The organism is Enterobacter sp. S-33 (genome assembly GCF_028735835.1).
GTDB lineage: Bacteria > Pseudomonadota > Gammaproteobacteria > Enterobacterales > Enterobacteriaceae > Enterobacter > Enterobacter vonholyi.
The window spans coordinates 973863-991236 of sequence record NZ_CP117838.1; the positions used below are offsets into that span (position 1 = coordinate 973863).

18 protein-coding genes are annotated in these 17374 nt (G+C 56.8%); 13 read left to right on the forward strand and 5 right to left on the reverse strand.

Annotation, left to right across the window (positions count from 1 at the left end; translation table 11 throughout):
* Positions 1 to 189: 189 nt before the first annotated feature.
* Positions 190 to 426: a DUF2754 domain-containing protein gene (locus PUP35_RS04505; RefSeq protein WP_023334666.1), complete on the forward strand. Its 237-nt coding sequence runs from the start codon at positions 190 to 192 to the stop codon at positions 424 to 426.
* On the opposite strand, the gene ddlA is transcribed toward PUP35_RS04505, so the two are convergent.
* The gene (ddlA, locus tag PUP35_RS04510; protein WP_111963444.1) at positions 423 to 1523 is read right to left on the reverse strand and encodes a D-alanine--D-alanine ligase; all 1101 of its coding nucleotides are present in this window, start codon (positions 1521 to 1523) and stop codon (positions 423 to 425) included. The genes PUP35_RS04505 and ddlA overlap by 4 nt on opposite strands.
* A gap of 103 nt (positions 1524 to 1626) precedes the next feature.
* Between ddlA and PUP35_RS04515 the strand changes: the two genes are divergently transcribed.
* The 6 genes from PUP35_RS04515 (at position 1627) to adrA (ending at position 7294) form a co-directional block, all read left to right on the forward strand.
* Positions 1627 to 2310 carry an extensin-like domain-containing protein gene (locus PUP35_RS04515; RefSeq protein WP_274242209.1) on the forward strand — a complete coding sequence of 228 codons (684 nt, stop codon included), beginning with the start codon at positions 1627 to 1629 and terminating at the stop codon, positions 2308 to 2310.
* Positions 2311 to 2478: 168 nt separating this feature from the next.
* On the forward strand, positions 2479 to 3693 hold the full coding sequence (locus PUP35_RS04520) for a multidrug efflux MFS transporter (RefSeq protein WP_274242211.1): 1215 nt from the start codon (positions 2479 to 2481) through the stop codon (positions 3691 to 3693).
* Between the two features lie 209 nt (positions 3694 to 3902).
* Positions 3903 to 4163, forward strand: a complete 261-nt coding sequence (iraP, locus tag PUP35_RS04525; RefSeq protein ID WP_024906786.1) for an anti-adapter protein IraP — start codon at positions 3903 to 3905, stop codon at positions 4161 to 4163.
* Between the two features lie 99 nt (positions 4164 to 4262).
* The gene (phoA, locus tag PUP35_RS04530) at positions 4263 to 5678 is read left to right on the forward strand and encodes an alkaline phosphatase (RefSeq protein ID WP_274242213.1); all 1416 of its coding nucleotides are present in this window, start codon (positions 4263 to 4265) and stop codon (positions 5676 to 5678) included.
* 89 nt (positions 5679 to 5767) lie between these two features.
* Positions 5768 to 6088, forward strand: a complete 321-nt coding sequence (psiF, locus tag PUP35_RS04535) for a phosphate starvation-inducible protein PsiF (protein WP_008503278.1) — start codon at positions 5768 to 5770, stop codon at positions 6086 to 6088.
* 102 nt (positions 6089 to 6190) lie between these two features.
* A complete protein-coding gene (gene adrA / locus PUP35_RS04540) occupies positions 6191 to 7294 on the forward strand; it encodes a diguanylate cyclase AdrA (protein WP_111963441.1) in 1104 nt (367 codons plus the stop codon).
* 14 nt (positions 7295 to 7308) lie between these two features.
* Here the strand turns inward: adrA and proC are convergent, their stop codons facing one another.
* Positions 7309 to 8118 carry a pyrroline-5-carboxylate reductase gene (gene proC / locus PUP35_RS04545; protein ID WP_111963440.1) on the reverse strand — a complete coding sequence of 270 codons (810 nt, stop codon included), beginning with the start codon at positions 8116 to 8118 and terminating at the stop codon, positions 7309 to 7311.
* A 97-nt stretch (positions 8119 to 8215) separates the two neighbouring features.
* Between proC and PUP35_RS04550 the strand changes: the two genes are divergently transcribed.
* From PUP35_RS04550 to ppnP, 5 genes are all read left to right on the forward strand, one after another.
* Positions 8216 to 8674 carry a YaiI/YqxD family protein gene (locus PUP35_RS04550; RefSeq protein WP_010428006.1) on the forward strand — a complete coding sequence of 153 codons (459 nt, stop codon included), beginning with the start codon at positions 8216 to 8218 and terminating at the stop codon, positions 8672 to 8674.
* Positions 8675 to 8818: 144 nt separating this feature from the next.
* Positions 8819 to 9343, forward strand: a complete 525-nt coding sequence (gene aroL, locus PUP35_RS04555) for a shikimate kinase AroL (RefSeq protein WP_274242216.1) — start codon at positions 8819 to 8821, stop codon at positions 9341 to 9343.
* 44 nt (positions 9344 to 9387) lie between these two features.
* Positions 9388 to 9579 (forward strand): protein YaiA, encoded by a 192-nt coding sequence (yaiA, locus tag PUP35_RS04560; protein ID WP_023334675.1) that lies wholly within the window; start codon positions 9388 to 9390, stop codon positions 9577 to 9579.
* A 237-nt stretch (positions 9580 to 9816) separates the two neighbouring features.
* Positions 9817 to 10494 (forward strand): AroM family protein, encoded by a 678-nt coding sequence (locus tag PUP35_RS04565; protein WP_032661586.1) that lies wholly within the window; start codon positions 9817 to 9819, stop codon positions 10492 to 10494.
* Between the two features lie 71 nt (positions 10495 to 10565).
* Complete coding sequence (gene ppnP, locus PUP35_RS04570; RefSeq protein ID WP_008503270.1) at positions 10566 to 10853, forward strand: pyrimidine/purine nucleoside phosphorylase; 288 nt, start codon at positions 10566 to 10568, stop codon at positions 10851 to 10853.
* Between the two features lie 48 nt (positions 10854 to 10901).
* Here ppnP and rdgC read toward each other — a convergent pair whose 3' ends face one another.
* Entirely contained in the window at positions 10902 to 11816 is a 915-nt protein-coding gene (gene rdgC, locus PUP35_RS04575; protein ID WP_023310540.1) for a recombination-associated protein RdgC, read from the reverse strand.
* Between the two features lie 123 nt (positions 11817 to 11939).
* Between rdgC and mak the strand changes: the two genes are divergently transcribed.
* Positions 11940 to 12845 carry a fructokinase gene (mak, locus tag PUP35_RS04580; protein WP_111963438.1) on the forward strand — a complete coding sequence of 302 codons (906 nt, stop codon included), beginning with the start codon at positions 11940 to 11942 and terminating at the stop codon, positions 12843 to 12845.
* A gap of 76 nt (positions 12846 to 12921) precedes the next feature.
* Here the strand turns inward: mak and sbcC are convergent, their stop codons facing one another.
* Both sbcC and sbcD read right to left on the reverse strand, forming a co-directional pair.
* Complete coding sequence (gene sbcC / locus PUP35_RS04585) at positions 12922 to 16053, reverse strand: exonuclease subunit SbcC (protein WP_274242219.1); 3132 nt, start codon at positions 16051 to 16053, stop codon at positions 12922 to 12924.
* A complete protein-coding gene (gene sbcD / locus PUP35_RS04590) occupies positions 16050 to 17255 on the reverse strand; it encodes an exonuclease subunit SbcD (protein ID WP_274242220.1) in 1206 nt (401 codons plus the stop codon). Before sbcD ends, sbcC begins: the two co-directional genes overlap by 4 nt.
* Positions 17256 to 17374 lie beyond the last annotated feature (119 nt).

Below are 17374 nucleotides of genomic sequence, written 5' to 3' on the forward strand. Positions count from 1 at the left end.
TCATCGCATTTGTCAATATCAGAATCGTGGTAATTTACGCGCCGGAATCCTCCTGGATTGTTGATTTCTGCAGCACGTCACAATTTATTAACTTAAGTGAAATTGCGTCGCGTTTCAGAATTTCCGTATCTGCCACAGACCTGGCCGTAAAACTGTGAGAGGATGTCTTTTTTTCCTGCCGGAGTTGTTATGAAGCTCACGTCCAAACTACGCCGTGACTGGCACTACTACGCCTTCGCTATCGGGCTGATCTTTATTCTTAATGGTGTTGTGGGCCTGTTGGGGTTTGAAGCAAAAGGCTGGCAAACGTATGCCGTAGGGCTGGTGACCTGGGTCATTAGTTTCTGGCTGGCGGGGTTGATTATCCGCCGTCGCCCTGAAGAGACGACAGCGGATGAGGCTGAGTCGGCGAAGCGCGCCGATTAACCGTTTACGGAACTTTTAAGCGCGCTGTCGGCGGCGTGACGCTCCAGCGCCAGCTCGATCAGGCGGGTGATCAATTCCGGGTAGCTCAGGCCGCTCGCCTGCCACAGCTTCGGATACATGCTGATGTTAGTGAACCCCGGCAGCGTGTTAATTTCATTGATCACCACCTCGTTTTCCGCCGTCAGGAACACATCCACGCGCGCCATGCCGCAGCAGCCGAGCGTCTGATAAGCGCGAATGGCGATCGCCCGGATCTTATCGTTAACCGCCGGATCGAGATCCGCAGGCACGACAACCTGTGCGCCTTTATCATCAATGTATTTGGTGTCGTACGAGTAGAAGTCGCTGTTTAAGACCACTTCACCGCAGGTGCTCGCCTGGGGAAAATCGTTGCCCAGCACGGCGCACTCAATTTCACGACCTTTGATGCCCTGCTCAACCACCACTTTATGGTCGAACTCAAACGCCAGGCGGACGGCTTGCGTGAACTCAGCTTCGCTGGTCACTTTGCTGACGCCCACGGAGGAGCCCTGGTTTGCAGGCTTCACAAACAGCGGCAGACCCAGCTCTGCGCTGATTTGCGTGAAGCTGTGTTTGTCGCGGTTGGCGCGGGTGAGCGTCACGAACGGCGCAATATTCAGCCCGGCATCGCGCAGCAGGCGTTTGGTGACGTCTTTGTCCATGCACGCGGCTGAGCCGAGGACGTCCGAGCCGACGAACGGCAGGTTGGCCATGCGCAGCATTCCCTGCAGGGAACCATCTTCGCCCAGGGTGCCGTGAACAATCGGGAAGACGACGTCGATCTGGGCGAGAGCCTGCGCGTTGCCGGCGTCGATGAGCTGCCCTTTTACGACGCCGGGTACGGTGGCGACGCTAATTTCTGAAGGATTCAGGGCGATATGTGCCGGATCGTGGGCATTCAGCAAATACTGGCTGGCATCGTTAACGTGCCACTGGCCCTGTTTATCAATGCCCAGCAGCACCACGTCGAAACGGCTTTTATCGATCGCATCAACGATATTTTTGGCCGATTGCAATGACACTTCGTGTTCCGCTGATTTTCCCCCAAAGACAATACCTACGCGCTGCTTAGCCATCTCACTCTCTTCCAGTATGACGAAAAGCCAATAACATACCACGATGCCCGGCGGGTTTCGCGGCCTTCTGCCATAATGTTTTGGGGAATGTTGAGGGGGGAGAGTGAAAGGAAAAACGCTGCTGACCGTATTTATCATTTTGACCATCGCAACGGTGGGTTACCGCTGGTTGCCGCCTTACTACAACCCTTTCATGCCGCTGACGCTTGACGACCCGCCGGGTCGAATCACCCAGTATAAGCTTCGGCGTTTAACTCCCGAGGCGTGCGCGAGCCTGCTCGCACAGGCTAATCAACGCGATCTCATCCGCACCCGGCCGGTGGCTGACAGCGGCGGCGCGTGTCCGCTTAATAACGTCGTGCGCGTGAGTGACTTCGGCCCGGTCGGGCTGAACAGCAGTTTTCTTGCCAGCTGCCCGCTGGCGCTCAGCTCAGCCCTCTATATCAGCCAGCAGGCCCGGCCGCTGACAAAACGTTATACGGGCAGTGACCTGGCGCGTATCGACCACCTCGGCAGCTTTGCCTGCCGCAATATTTATCATCGCCCTGACGCGCGCCGCAGTGAACATGCCACGGCGGAGGCGCTGGATATCGCTGCTTTTCGTCTGGCGAACGGTGAACGCGTCACGGTGCTGAACGGCTGGAAGGCGGCCACCACGCAGCCCTGGCTGAAGGCCATGCTGGCGGCGAGCTGTGGCTACTACGGAAACGGACTGGGGCCGGAGTATAACGCGGCGCATGCCAACCATTTTCATCTGGGAATGCGCGGTTTTGGCCTCTGCCGTTGAAGCATAATATTCCGCCAGAAAATGGATGAATTGTGACTTATTTCACAAATATGGTGACTGGGGAGATAAAACACCAAAGTCAGTCGGGCCGCATCTCTGGTGCGACGTTAATACGCGTAACTTGATAATCTGTCGGCGAATTCGCCTAAAAATGAAGACTATTTCTTTATGGAATCCTGGAAAGTTAATCTCATCTCGGTTTGGTTCGGCTGCTTCTTTACCGGACTGGCCATCAGCCAGATTTTGCCGTTCCTGCCTCTGTACGTGTCGCAGCTGGGGGTGACCTCGCATGAAGCACTTTCCATGTGGTCCGGTCTGACGTTCAGCGTCACGTTTCTGGTTTCCGCCATTGTGTCACCGATGTGGGGCAGCCTGGCGGATCGGAAAGGCCGTAAGCTGATGCTTCTACGCGCTTCGCTCGGGATGGCGATCGCCATTCTGCTGCAGGCCTTCGCCACCAACGTCTGGCAGTTGTTCTTCCTGCGGGCGGTGATGGGGTTGACGTCCGGGTATATTCCAAACGCCATGGCGCTGGTCGCCTCTCAGGTGCCGCGCGAGCGTAGCGGCTGGGCGTTGAGTACGCTCTCCACGGCACAGATCAGCGGCGTCATCGGCGGTCCGCTGCTGGGCGGCTTTCTGGCGGACCACGTCGGGCTGCGCGCCGTATTTATCATCACCGCGATCCTGCTGGTGGTCAGTTTTCTGGTCACGCTCTTTCTTATCAAAGAGGGGGGCCGCCCGGTTATCAGTAAATCTGAACGCCTGAGCGGCAAGGCCGTCTTCGCCTCGCTGCCCTATCCGGGACTAATGATCAGCCTGTTTGTGACCACTATGGTGATCCAGCTCTGTAATGGTTCGGTGGGGCCGATTCTGGCGCTGTTTATCAAGTCGATGGAGCCGGAGAGCACGAATATCGCTTTTTTTAGCGGCATGATTGCCGCCGTGCCGGGCGTATCTGCCCTGATTTCCGCGCCGCGTCTGGGAAAACTGGGGGACAGGATCGGCACGGCGCGCATCCTGATGGCGACGCTGATCTTTGCGGTGGTGCTCTTCTTCGCGATGTCGTTTGTCACCTCTCCGCTTCAGCTTGGCATATTGCGATTTCTGCTCGGCTTTGCTGATGGCGCCATGTTGCCTGCGGTACAGACCCTGCTGGTCAAATATTCCAGCGACCAGGTGACGGGGCGTATTTTTGGATATAACCAGTCGTTTATGTATCTGGGGAATGTTGCCGGCCCGCTTATTGGCGCATCCGTTTCTGCGATGGCCGGTTTTCGTTGGGTATTTGCGGCGACAGCGATTGTCGTTTTAATCAATATTATCCAGCTGGCTATTGCGCTGCGACGCCGCAGACAAATGGCGGAAGCGAAATCATCGAGATAACCGTTTCGTTGATGTATTATATATTCTTATGGTAGCCGCATTTTTATATAACAAAATGCGGCTACTTTTTATAGAAAAACGTTTCGCTCACGGCGCTGCCTCTTTATTTCCGTTCCTGTATCACTTTTGCATACCATAATTAATTTCTTCTCTTTGCAATAGGGATTCAGAGTGATAACTTCAGACAAAACTGAAAAGGAACTGGCACGATGAAAAACCTCATTGCTGAATTGCTGGTCAAGCTGGCACAAAAGGAAGAAGAGTCAAAAGAGCTGGTGGCTCAGGTCGAAGCGCTTGAAATTGTGGTCACCGCGCTGCTGCGACAAATGGCGAAAACCGATCAGCAGGCGTTGATTGAGAGCGTGGAAGGGGCGCTGGATAGCGTCAGGCCTGAATCGCAGGTACCGGTTGAGGATGCTGAGATGCTCCACCAGTACGTAAAGAAGCTGTTAAGGCATCCGCGCAGCTAAACCGTCACAGGACGTAACGACGTGTCATAGAATTGTCATGCAGGATGCCTATAGTCGCTCTGTTTTTATTTTTATGTATTTGTACATGGAGAAAATAAATTGAAACAGAGCGCACTTTTCATCGCATTACTTCCCCTGTTAATTACCCCTGCCATTTATGCTGATACGACGCAAACCAGCGTGCTGGATAATCGTGCGGCAAAAGGGGATATCACCCAGCCTGGCGGCGCGCGTCGTTTATCAGAAGATCAAACTGCTGCTATTCGCGCTTCGCTGAATGATAAGCCGGCGAAAAATATTATTCTGCTGATTGGCGATGGAATGGGGGATTCCGAAATCACGGCGGCGCGAAATTATGCCGAGGGTGCGGGCGGCTTTTTTAAAGGTATCGACGCATTACCGTTGACCGGACAATATACCCACTACGCGCTGGATAAAAAAACCGGTAAACCGGATTACGTAACGGACTCCGCGGCCTCTGCCACGGCGTGGTCCACCGGCGTGAAAACCTATAATGGTGCGCTGGGCGTGGATATTCACGAAAAAGATCATCAAACCCTTCTGGAGATGGCAAAAGCGGCGGGCCTGGCGACCGGCAACGTCTCCACCGCTGAACTTCAGGATGCGACGCCTGCGGCGCTGGTGGCACACGTGACCTCGCGTAAGTGCTACGGCCCGTCAGTGACCAGCGAAAAATGCCCTACAAATGCGCTGGAAAAAGGCGGCAAAGGCTCTATTACGGAACAGCTGCTGAACGCGCGTCCTGACGTGACGCTGGGCGGCGGCGCGAAAACCTTCGCGGAAACCGCAACGGCGGGCGAATGGCAGGGCAAAACGCTGCGCGAGCAGGCGCAGGCTCGCGGCTATCAGCTGGTGAGTGACGCAAATGCTCTGGCGGCGATAAGCGAGGCGAACCAGGATAAACCGCTGCTGGGGCTGTTCTCTGACGGCAACATGCCTGTGCGCTGGGAAGGTCCAAAAGCCTCGTATCACGGCAATATCGATAAGCCTGCGGTGACCTGTACGCCAAACCCGAAACGTACGGACAGCGTACCGACGCTGGCGGCGATGACCGATAAAGCGATCTCTCTGCTGAGCAAGAGCGAAAAAGGGTTCTTCCTGCAGGTAGAAGGCGCGTCGATCGATAAGCAGGATCATGCGGCAAATCCGTGCGGTCAGATTGGCGAAACCGTCGATCTGGACGAAGCGGTGCAGAAAGCGCTCGCGTTCGCGAAAAAAGACGGTAACACCCTGGTGATCGTCACCGCGGACCATGCGCACGCCAGCCAGATCGTTCCGCCAGATACCAAAGCCCCTGGCCTGACGCAGGCGCTAAACACCAAAGATGGTGCCGTCATGGTGATGAGCTACGGCAACTCTGAAGAAGAGTCCATGGAGCACACGGGCACCCAGCTGCGTATTGCCGCCTACGGCCCGCACGCGGCCAACGTGGTAGGCCTGACCGATCAAACGGATCTGTTCTACACCATGAAGGCGGCGCTGGGCCTTAAATAATAAAATCCCGGCGGAAATCACATCTGCCGGGTGGTTTTTTTCCTGTCACGAACCAGACTTACAGGGAATGTTCACAAAAGGATGGTGCAATGAAAACAACATTACTGGTTACTCTGCTCTCCGGCCTGTTCCTGGTCGCATCGGCGAACGCGGAAGAGAAAACGTTAACGCCGCAGCAGCAGCGTATGACCACCTGTAATCAACAGGCGACGTCTCAGAGTCTGAAGGGCGATGCTCGTAAGACCTACATGAGCGACTGCCTCAAAAACGGCGCCTCGAAGCCAGCTGAAAAAAGCCTCACGCCTCAGCAGCAAAAGATGCGCGAGTGTAATGCCAAGGCCACCGAACAGTCCCTTAAAGGGGATGACCGCAGCAAATTCATGAGTGCCTGCCTGAAGAAAAAAGTGTAGTTCGAACGGGTGAGCGGCTCCGGCGGCTCACCCGAAATTTCATACTTTCCCCGCAGACCCCCTCTCTATAATTTGGGAAAATGTTTCAGAATATTCCCAAAAATGATGAATGATGAAACGTATTACAACAAAAAGCGCATTCGGGAAGAGTGGAATTTAACCCTTTCTCAGGATGACCCTCACCGCGCCGGCATTCAGTTTGCCCGCCGGGTTCGGCTGGCGCGCGCCGTGGGGCTGGCAGCAATGTTTTTCCCGGTTGCGGGAATGCTGGTCACCCATTTTTTACCCGGAGGCTGGTGGCTTTTACTGGTGGGGTGGGCGTTCGTCTGGCCCCATTTCGCCTGGCAGTTATCCTGCCGGGCCGCGTCACCTCAACAGCAGGAAGTGTTCAATCTTAAGATCGATGCCATCATTGCCGGGCTCTGGATCGGCGTGATGGGGATGAGCGCGTTACCCTCGGCAGCGCTGGTGATGATGGTAGGTATGAATATGATGGGCTCCGGGGGCTGTCGCCTGTTTATCCCGGGGATCCTGTTGACTCTGCTTTCCGCGCTGGTGACGCTGCCGCTTGTCGGGAGCGTGGCTGTTTTCAGGCCCGACCCGGTAGAGTGGGGCCTAACGCTGCCCGTACTGGTGCTTTATCCCATGCTTTTTGCCTGGCTCAGCCACCGCACCGCCGTCAGGCTTGCAGAGCACAAGCAGCGGCTGGAAATGATGAGCACCCGTGACGGCATGACCGGGGTCTTTAATCGCCGCCACTGGGAAATGCTGCTGCGAAATGAATTTGAGCATTGCCGCCGCGACCACTGCACCGCCACGATTTTGCTGATTGATATCGACCACTTTAAAAACATCAACGACACCTGGGGGCACGCTGTGGGCGACGAGGCGATCATCGCCATTACGCGTCAGCTCCAGCGGTCAGTACGGTCAGGCGATGCTATAGGCCGGTTTGGTGGGGATGAGTTTGCGGTGATTATGTCGCAGACCGCGGCGGAAAGCGCCATCGCGGTGATGTCGCGGTTGCATGAGCGGCTGGAAAAACTGACGTTACCGTGCGCACCAAAAGAGGCGCTGCGCATCAGCGTAGGCGTTGCCCCCTGGGGGCCGCAGTTTGGACATTATCGGGAATGGCTGAAGGCGGCTGACGTGGCGCTGTACAGGGCGAAAAATGCCGGGCGCGGCCGCACCGAAGTGGCCGCCTGACGCCCGGTCAGAAATCAGGATTTACTCAGCTTCTCTGATTTTTCCATGCATTTTGCCATTGCCTCAATGACGGCCGAGCGGAACCCGCGCTCCTCCAGCACCCGCACCGCTTCAATGGTGGTACCGCCAGGGGAGCAGACCATATCTTTCAGCTCACCCGGGTGTTTACCGGTCTCCAGCACCATTTTGGCGGAGCCCATGACGGCCTGCGCGGCGAACTTATACGCCTGGGCGCGCGGCATTCCGCCAAGCACGGCGGCATCGGCCATCGCTTCTAAAAACATGAAGACATACGCAGGGGCTGATCCACTGACGCCGACCACCGGATGGATCATCGATTCGGCAATCACTTCTGCTTCGCCGAAGCAGCGGAAAATGTTCAGTACATCAGCCACTTCTTCTGAGGTCACCAGCGCGTTAGGCGTGACGGAGGTCATGCCGGCGTTGACCAGCGAAGGGGTGTTGGGCATCGCTCGGACGATTTTACGATCGTGACCCAGCGCGCGCGCCAGCTGATCGAGGGTGACGCCCGCGGCAATCGACACCACCAGCGTCTCTTTATTCAGGCTGGAGGTGATATCGCTCAGCACTTTGATCATGATGTTCGGCTTGACGGCGCCAAAGACGATATCGGCGACCTGGGCCACTTCCTGCGCGCTTTCGGCGGCGTTGATCCCGTATTGATCGCGCAACGCGGCGACCTTGTCCGGTGACGGGGTATAGACCCAAATCTGACCCGGCAGCACCTGCCCGCTGGCGATCAGGCCGCCCAGGATGGCTTTGCCCATGTTACCGCAGCCGATAAACCCGATTTTCTTGTCCATCACGATTCTCCGTCATTATGCGTTGTTTTCTCTGATTGATAGCTTAACAACGAAATGCAGGCGACAATAGTCGGCAGAGTTATTATGGGGAGACAATATGGCGATTTGGGTTGATGCGGACGCGTGTCCGAATGTGATTAAAGAGATTTTATTTCGCGCCGCCGAGCGCGTTCAGATGCCGCTGACGCTGGTGGCGAACCAGAATATTCGCGTACCGCCTTCGCGGTTCATCCGCTCTTTGCGCGTGCCGGCCGGGTTCGACGTGGCGGATAACGAAATTGTCCGCCTGTGCAGCGCGGAGGATCTGGTGATCACGGCGGATATTCCGCTGGCTGCCGAAGTGCTGGAAAAAGGGGCGGCGGCGCTCAATCCGCGCGGAGAGCGATACTCGCCGTCGACCATTCGCGAGAAGCTCACCATGCGCGATTTTATGGATACGATGCGGGCCAGCGGCGTGCAGACCGGGGGACCGGACAGCCTGTCACAGCGCGATCGTCAGCAGTTTGCTGCCGAACTGGATAAATGGCTGCTGGAAGTAAAGCGCCGCACAGCGTAATGATAATTATTGTCAATTTGTGGTACAGTGTGGCTTCCACAGGGTTGTCATCCCGTACCGCTTTGCAGTAAAGTAATCGCAACATCTTCTGCAATTATTTCTTTACACTCTTCAGCCATCCGGCATCAAGGGGAACACCTGGCTATGACCCAACCCATCTTTTTAGTTGGCCCCCGCGGCTGTGGGAAAACCACCGTTGGCCTGGAGCTGGCACGCGTGTGTCATCGCCAGTTTGTGGATACCGACCACTGGCTGCAAACCGAGGCCGGAAAAACCATCGCTGAGATTGTTGAGCAAGAGGGATGGGAGAGCTTTCGCGCGCGCGAAACGGCCGCGCTGAAAGCGGTCACCACCCCGTCTGCCGTGATCGCGACCGGGGGTGGCATTGTTCTGGCGGAGTGTAATCGTCACTTTATGCGCGAAAAGGGGATTGTGATATACCTTAGCGCGCCGGTGTCGGCCCTGGTTGGGCGTCTGGAAGCCTTTCCGGAAGATGGGCAACGCCCTGCGCTAACCTCCAGGCCGCTGAACGAAGAGGTGAGTGAAGTGCTGGCGGAACGCGATGCGTTATACCGCGAAGCGGCTCACCACGTGGTGGATGCGTCAGCCTCTCCCGAAGACGTTGTGATTCAGATTATTACCGCCCTGCGTTTGGCTTGTGCCAGCTAAGCGGCGTCTATACTTATAGCTCAGACATAAAAAAAGGATGAGCTATGCCAACCAGACCTCCCTATCCGCGTGAAGCGCGCATTGTTACCGTTGAAAAAGGCCATACGGGTCATACCGTGACCTGGTATCAACTGCGTGCCGATCACCCCAAGCCGGACTCGCTGATCAGTGAACACGAGACTGAACAGGAAGCGCTGGATGCGAAACGGCGCTATGAAGATCCCGACATAACCTGAATGTTTTCCTAAACGCTTCAGGATCGTGCCTGAATCACACTTTTTACTCATCGTGAAAGTTAAGCAGGAGTTAATATTTAGTTATTACAAGTAACTCTTGTATCGGCAGGCGATCTTTACATTTCGATGTCGGGATCACCTGCTACGCTTGGTGCTGTTTTGTTGAAAAAACGAACTGTGCAGCGTAGTGAGCCTGTACCTGTGTGCACGATGTTGGAGTAATGGAAGGCGATAAAGATGAAGGCAACGTTGGCGATCCTCACCATTGGTGTGGTCCCTGTAAGCGAAGTGTTACCGCTCTTAACCGAGCATGTATCTGAACAACAGATAACGCATCTTAGCCTGCTGGGGAAGATGAGTCGGGAAGAGGTCATGGAGGACTACGCTGTCGAGGCGGGGGAGGATCCCCTGGCGACGTTATTAAGTGACGGTAAACTGGCGCACGTTTCACGCCAGAAAATCGAGCGCTCGCTGCAGGGCGTGATAGAAGTGCTCGATAATCAAGGTTATGACGTTATTTTGCTGATGAGCACGGCTCCCATTAAGGGGCTCACGGCGCGCAATGCGATTTTGCTGGAACCTATGCGGATCATTCCGCCGCTGGTGGCCTCCATCGTGGATGGTCATCAGGTGGGGGTGATTGTCCCCATCGAGGAGCTCATGGATAACCAGGAGGCAAAATGGCACGTGCTGGAAAAAGTGCCCTTGTACGCGCTGGCGAATCCGTTCTGGGACAGCGAGGCCAAACTCATTGCGGCCGGGAAGGAACTGCTGGAGAGAGGGGCCGATGTCCTGATTCTGGACTGCCTGGGTTTCCACCAGCATCATCGTGATTTACTGCAAAAAGCGCTGGATGTCCCGGTGCTGTTATCCAACGTTCTGATGGCTCGCCTGGCCTCGGAACTGCTCGTGTAATGATTTTGCGTGACAGGTGATGAGCATGGCCCCTATAGTGAATTTTTATCTAAAAATATAAGGGCCAGTTCATGCTTCAGAGTAACGAATACTTTTCCGGTAAAGTGAAATCCATTGGTTTTACCAGCAGCAGCACTGGCCGCGCCAGCGTTGGCGTAATGGCAGAAGGGGAATACACCTTTGGCACGGCGGAAGCGGAAGAAATGACGGTCGTCAGCGGTGCGCTGAACGTCCTGCTGCCGGGCGAAACGGAATGGAAAGTTTACGCTGCCGGGCAAGTTTTCAACGTCCCTGGCCACAGCGAATTTCATTTGCAGGTGGCTGAGCCCACCTCTTATCTGTGCCGCTACCTGAAATAAAAAATTAGCCGGGTGGCGCTAACGCTTACCCGGCCTACGTTTTGCCCGTTATCGCTGCGCTTCGCCGCCGAGACCTTCCACCAGATTCTGAATCAACGCGGCCAGCTCGCCGGTCATCAGGATGAAATCCGCGTCAAAACGCTGGGCGTAATCTTCCCTGTCTATATCTTCGTTCTGATCGCGCAGCTCGTCGCAGAACTTCAGACGCTTCACGGAGCCGTCGTCGCACATCACGAACTGGATGCGCTGCTGCCAGTCGAGCGCCAGCTTGGTGACCACTTTACCCGCTTCGATGTGTACGGCGATCTCGTCGCTGACCAGATCCTGCTTCTTCGCGCGGATCACGCCGCCATCTTCCAGCAGGGCTTTCAGCTCGGCTTCATCAAGGATCTGGAAGCCCTGGGCCGCAGCGCCGCTGCGTACCCATTCGGTCAGCGTCAGCTCGATCGGCGTTTCCAGCGCCAGCGGAACGACCGGTAAAGATCCGATGCTTTTGCGCAGCAGGGCCAGCGTATCTTCTGCTTTCTTGGCGCTGGCGCAGTCCACCATGATCAGCCCGTTGACGGTGTCGATCCACATCATGGTCTGGCTGAAGCGGCTAAAGGCGCGCGGCAGCAGGGAGTGCAGTACTTCGTCCTTCAGCGAATCTTTTTCGGTTTTTTTCAGCTTGCGGCCCTGTTCGGCTTCCAGCTTAAAAATTTTCGCCTCGAGCGCCTGCTTAACCACCGGCGTCGGCAGGATTTTCTCTTCTTTACGGGCACAGACGATAATTTGACCCGTGCTGCTGGCGTGGGTCAGTGCATCGCTTTGTGAACCCATTGGCGGAACCCAACCGGTTTTTGCCATATCCTGGCTACCGCAAGGGGAAAAGGTATAAGCGGCTAACTGTTTTTCCATCTCTTCTGCACGCAGCGAAACGTCGCGGCTGAGACGGTAAACCATCAAATTTTTGAACCACAGCATGATAATTTCCACGGCCTTGTCGTTAAATCAGCGGGCATGATAACGAATTGTCGCATCGCTTGCATTGCTAATCGGGATGCGTGCTTCTACTCTGTTGATAATCAAAATAATGAGGAGAGTCTTGTGCGTATTGGGATCGATTTGGGTGGCACCAAAACAGAAGTTATCGCACTGAGCGAGCAGGGGCAGCAGCTGTTTCGCCATCGTCTGCCAACGCCGCGCGATGATTATCGCCAGACTATCGAGACGATTGCTCAACTGGTTGAGATGGCCGAGCAGGCGACAGGGCAAACCGGGAGCGTAGGGATGGGGATCCCGGGGTCGATCTCGCCGTATACCGGCGTGGTTAAAAATGCCAACTCCACCTGGCTCAACGGTCAGCCGTTCGATAAAGATTTGAGCCAACGTCTGAACCGGGAAGTGCGTCTGGCCAACGACGCTAACTGTCTGGCGGTCTCCGAGGCCATCGACGGCGCGGCGGCAGGTGCCCAGACCGTGTTTGCCGTGATCGTCGGTACCGGCTGCGGTGCGGGCGTGGCGTTTGGCGGACGCGCCCATATCGGCGGTAACGGCACCGCGGGTGAGTGGGGTCACAACCCGCTGCCGTGGATGGATGAAGACGAGCTTAAATACCGCGCTGAAGTGCCGTGCTACTGCGGAAAGCAGGGCTGTATTGAGACGTTTATCTCCGGTACCGGTTTTGCGACCGACTACCATCGCCTGAGCGGCCAGCCGCTCAAGGGTAATGAGATCATGCGTCTGGTCGAAGCGCAGGATCCGGTGGCGGAGCTGGCGCTGAGCCGCTACGAAATGCGGCTGGCGAAATCGCTGGCCCACGTGGTGAATATTCTCGATCCGGACGTGATTGTGCTCGGCGGCGGCATGAGCAACGTCGACCGGCTGTACGCCACGGTACCGAACCTGGTGAAACAGTGGGTTTTCGGCGGCGAGTGTGAAACCCCGATCCGCAAAGCTGTCCACGGTGACTCCAGCGGCGTGCGCGGCGCGGCGTGGCTGTGGCCGGAATAAAAGCAAATAGTGTTTATTCCCTCTCCCTGTGGGAGAGGGCAAGGGTGAAGGGCACCAGAACGCACCGTTCCACCCTTCACCCCACCGCAAATTCCTTATCCAGCCTGCTATACCCCAGCCCGTTAATTTTCTTCACCTTGATCTGCACCGGAATACGCTCTTTCATCGCCTCTACGTGGCTGATCACGCCGATGGTTTTCCCGGTGGCGTTTAGTGCGTCGAGCGCATCCAGCGCCGTATCCAGCGTCTCACTGTCGAGCGTGCCGAACCCTTCATCCAGGAACAGGGAATCGATTCGCGTTTTATGACTCACCAGATCGGAAAGCGCCAGCGCCAGCGCCAGGCTGACCAGGAAGCTCTCGCCGCCTGAGAGCGTGCGGGTATCACGAACCGCATCCGCCTGCCACGTATCCACCACTTCCAGCTCCAGCGCGTCGCTGGCCTTACGCTGCAATAAATAACGCCCGTGTAAACGGTTAAGCTGCTGGTTAGCAAGCCAGACAAGATTGTCCAGCGTCAGCCCCTGGGCGAACTTGCGGAACTTGTCGCCGGTGCTCGAGCCGATCAGCGCGTTCAGGTACCCCCAGTCGTCTGCCTGGCGCGCGGCCTCTTCAATTTCCTGCATCAACGCCAGCTGATGCTGCCGGTTATCGCTGTCCTGCTTAAGCTGCTGACGGAACTCACCCTGATGCGTGGTGTTCTCGCGCAGCCGTTGCGCCAGCTGCTGCAGCTGGCTTTGCAGCGCAGGAGCATCTTCGTTGAGCCCTTCCGGCCGCAGCGCCAGATGAGACTGCAGCTGTTGGTTCGCCTGATCGCAAAGGGCCGCGGCCTGCTGTATCTGGTTTTCCAGCGACTGCTTTCGCTGTTCGAGGTGGCGAATGGCATCGTCATCCAGCAGGGCGGCAAGAAACGCGTCCTGGTCGGCAAAGCAGCTCGCCGAGAGCGCCGCGCTGAACTGCGTCTGCGACTGCTGCAGTCGCTCTTGCTCCAGCTTTTCCTGCTGCTGCTGCGCGGTGAGCTGGCTTTGCAGCGACACGCATTCGTCGTGGATGGCGCGCCAGTTATCAGGGATAACCGGTTCGGCGTCTTCGCTGTTCGTTGCCGGAAGCGCGTCGAGCAGCGGCTTCAGGGCGTTTATGCGTTCCTGAAGCACGCCGTGCTGCGCTTGCTTCTCCTGCCACTGCGCGAATTCAGCTTCACGGGCCTGAAGCCAGGCGGCTTCCTGACCCTCTTCAGGTGCGTTAAGTGAGAGCGCGAGCAGGGCATGTTCTAGCGCCTGGCGCGTGGCCGCCAGCTGCTGCTGATACTGCCGCTCCTGCGCTTCCTGTTCGTTCAGCTGGTTCTGCAGGGTCAGCCGCTGGCTGAGCTGATAAAGCTGGCGCTCGTGCTGTTCCTGTTCGTTCAGCCATGGCGCGATATCGTCCTGAATATTCAAGGTAATGTTCAGGAACGTGCAGGCTGCCACCCACTCTTTAGTGAGCGCTTGCTCTTCCTGAGAAAGCGTCTGCGCGTCGTCTGTTTCACGCTGGATCTGCTGAGTCAGGGCATTGACCTGTCCCAGCACCAGCAGGCCTTCCTCTTTAAGCGCGGCGACCTCTTTTTCCAGGGCATCACGGCGGCGCTGGTTATCCGTCAGCTCAAGCGACTGATATTGCTCAACGGCCGGATGTTCGCAGGAACCGCACAGCGGACAGGGTTTACCCGCCTCAAGCTGCGAACGGTAATGCTCCAGCTTCTTGATTGTTGCTTCGGTTTCGCACAGGGCTTTCAGGTCGAGATAGTGCTGGTTTTTTTCTTTGTACTGCTGGCGGCGCAGCGTCAGCGTTTCATTGAGTTTATTTTGTTCGGCCTGCGCCTTCTGCACGCTTTCACCGCTCTGGCGCAGGCGCTTTTGCAGCGGCTGATAGCGGGCATGCAGCGACGTCAGCTGCTGGCGCAGCGTGCGTGACCGGGACTGCTGCTCCATGGCTACGCTGACTTCGTCCGCCGTTAGCGTCAGCGCATTTTCCGGCATCTCAGCCAGCTTGTTGCGTAATTCACCTATCCGCGCCGCAAGCGAGGCTAACTGCGTTTTATCGCGGTTAAGCTGCGAGAACTGGGCACGCCAGCCTGCAATCTCCAGGCCCAGCAGGCGATAACGCTCGTGCTCCGCCAGCCACTGCGCCAGCGACGTCAGTTCGGCCTGTAGCTGCTCGTGGTTACGCAGTGCAGAGTTGCGGATCCGCGCGCGCAGTGCGGTTTTGGCTTGTAAGCGAGTATTTACTTCGATAATACGCTGCTGCGTTTGCGTCAGGCGCGCGGTTTGTTCCTGCTGATGCTCCCAAAGCGGTCGAAGCTGGGCGGCGGGCAGAGCAAGCTGGAGTTTTGCCAGCTCAGGTGCTGCGTCCGCCAGCGCCTGTTGCGCATGCTGCTGGAGCGCGTTGACGCGCTGTTGCTCTCTTACGAGCTCTTCATGGCGCGTAAGCCACTGAAAATCTTTCTGTTGGCTTTGCTGCTGTTCCAGCAGGATTTTCTCTTCGTCAGTAAGTGCCTGCAAACTTTGCTGTAACTGCTGCTGTTGCTCTTCATTCAACAGCACGACGCCCGCCGCCTGCGCCTCGCATTTTTCAAGCACGCTGCGGGCGGCTTTGTGTTTTTCAAACACCATGGCGGAAATCTGGCCGTAGATCTCGGTGCCGGTCAGCTCTTCCAGCAGCTCGGCGCGATCGCTCGGCTTGGCGTTGAGGAAGGCGGCAAACTGCCCCTGTGAGAGCAGCATCGAGCGGGTAAAGCGGCCATAGTCCAGCCCGGTGAGCGCGGCGGTTTGCTCCAGTTTATCCGTCACTTTGTCGGCCAGGATTTTGCCATCTTCGCAGCGCGCCAGCTCAACGCGCGGTGCCTGCAGGTTCCCGTCAGGCTGGTTGCGCGCCCGGTTCTGGCTCCAGAAGGCGCGGTAGGCGATGCCTTTTACCTCGAACTCCACTTCCGCCAGGCACTCGGCGGTGTCGCGCGTCATCAGATCGTTTTGCGCCTGGGAGACCTTATTCAGGCGCGGCGTTTCGTGATAAAGCGCCAGACAGATGGCGTCGAGCAGGGTAGTTTTACCTGCCCCGGTCGCGCCGGTGATGGCAAACAGCCCGTTGCTGGCAAACGGCTCAGCGGTAAAGTCAATTTTCCACTCGCCCTTGAGGGAGTTGATATTTTTCAGGCGCAGGCTCAGAATTTTCACGCGTTTTCTTCCTCATCATTGAGCGCATGCAGGGTATGGCTGAACAGTTCGCTGAGTCTTGCGCGCTTCGTGTCGTCGATTTCCTCCTGCGAGAGCCTGCGTTCAAACACCTCTTCAACCCGAAGCTCACTGAGCGTTTCGCGTTGAGCGCTTAACAGAATTTTCTCGCGCTGCTCGCGGCTGCGGCGCACCAGTAACACCTCTACCGGCAAGTCTTCGGTCAGCGCCTGGATTTTTCGCTGCATATCGTGCAGGTAGTCGTCGGTGGTGATTTCGATATCCAGCCAGATGGGGGGATCTTGCTCGACGCCGCGCCACTGCTCCAGCTGGGCGGTAATGGCGTCGAGATCGCCCTTCAGCACCGCCAGCGGCTGGGTGACGGGCACCTCCAGCGTGTCGACGGCGCTGAGTTTTCCGTCAGAGAAGGTCACCAGATGCACGGATTTGGCTTTGCCCGTTTCGTCAAAGCTGAGCGAAAGGGGGGAGCCGCAGTAGCGGATGTGCTCGCAGCCACCGACGATCTGCGCCCGGTGAATGTGGCCGAGCGCGATGTAGTCGGCTGGCGGGAAGTTTTGCGCCGGAAAGGCATCCAGCGTGCCGATATAGATGTCACGCACGGCGTCACTTTTACTGGCCCCGACCGTGGTGAGATGCCCGGTTGCAATCACCGGTATCGGCTGGTCACCGCGCAATGCACAGGCTTCGGCGTGCTGCTGGTGGTAATAGTTGGTGATGGCCTGTAATAAATGCTGCTGCTTTTCCGTGCCCGACAGCCCCGCCTGGCTTTGCACGATGTCGCGCGGACGTAAAAACGGTATCGGACACAGCACCGCCCCCGGCGACCCGTCGCGTTTTTTCAGGATCTGCGGGGCGTGCCCGGCGCTGGCGACGACGGTGGTATTGAGAAACGCCAGGATGTCGCGGGATTCATTTAGCGTTGCGACGGAATCATGGTTGCCGGCGACGATCACCAGATGACAGCCGGTTTGCTGCAAATTCACCACGAAGCGGTTATACAGCTCGCGCGCATAGCTCGGCGGCGAGCCGGTATCAAAGATGTCACCCGCCACGATAATCGCATCCACCTCGTGCGTCCGGGCCGTTTCCAGCAGCCAGCCCAGGAACGCTTCATGTTCAGCCGCACGGCTTTTGCTGTAAAAATTTTGACCCAGATGCCAGTCCGAGGTGTGAAGTATGCGCATAGCTGATCCGTGGCAAAAAAGAGAAAGCAGGATTATAAACGTTCAGAGAAGGGAAAATAACCGCTGTAATAAAACAACGGTTTGCCCGTTAACGTGGTACTGTTTTTCATAAATCTGTC

What these genes read in the sequence shown, in the direction of transcription:
- proC (WP_111963440.1), bottom strand. Translation starts at nt 8,118, where the DNA reads ATGGACAAGAAAATCGGGTTTATCGGCTGCGGTAACATGGGCAAAGCC.
- rdgC (WP_023310540.1), bottom strand. Translation starts at nt 11,816, where the DNA reads ATGCTGTGGTTCAAAAATTTGATGGTTTACCGTCTCAGCCGCGACGTT.
- iraP (WP_024906786.1), top strand. Translation starts at nt 3,903, where the DNA reads ATGAAAAACCTCATTGCTGAATTGCTGGTCAAGCTGGCACAAAAGGAA.
- ppnP (WP_008503270.1), top strand. Translation starts at nt 10,566, where the DNA reads ATGCTTCAGAGTAACGAATACTTTTCCGGTAAAGTGAAATCCATTGGT.
- sbcD (WP_274242220.1), bottom strand. Translation starts at nt 17,255, where the DNA reads ATGCGCATACTTCACACCTCGGACTGGCATCTGGGTCAAAATTTTTAC.
- yaiA (WP_023334675.1), top strand. Translation starts at nt 9,388, where the DNA reads ATGCCAACCAGACCTCCCTATCCGCGTGAAGCGCGCATTGTTACCGTT.
- PUP35_RS04565 (WP_032661586.1), top strand. Translation starts at nt 9,817, where the DNA reads ATGAAGGCAACGTTGGCGATCCTCACCATTGGTGTGGTCCCTGTAAGC.
- adrA (WP_111963441.1), top strand. Translation starts at nt 6,191, where the DNA reads ATGATGAATGATGAAACGTATTACAACAAAAAGCGCATTCGGGAAGAG.
- aroL (WP_274242216.1), top strand. Translation starts at nt 8,819, where the DNA reads ATGACCCAACCCATCTTTTTAGTTGGCCCCCGCGGCTGTGGGAAAACC.
- PUP35_RS04550 (WP_010428006.1), top strand. Translation starts at nt 8,216, where the DNA reads ATGGCGATTTGGGTTGATGCGGACGCGTGTCCGAATGTGATTAAAGAG.
- ddlA (WP_111963444.1), bottom strand. Translation starts at nt 1,523, where the DNA reads ATGGCTAAGCAGCGCGTAGGTATTGTCTTTGGGGGAAAATCAGCGGAA.
- psiF (WP_008503278.1), top strand. Translation starts at nt 5,768, where the DNA reads ATGAAAACAACATTACTGGTTACTCTGCTCTCCGGCCTGTTCCTGGTC.
- PUP35_RS04520 (WP_274242211.1), top strand. Translation starts at nt 2,479, where the DNA reads ATGGAATCCTGGAAAGTTAATCTCATCTCGGTTTGGTTCGGCTGCTTC.
- PUP35_RS04505 (WP_023334666.1), top strand. Translation starts at nt 190, where the DNA reads ATGAAGCTCACGTCCAAACTACGCCGTGACTGGCACTACTACGCCTTC.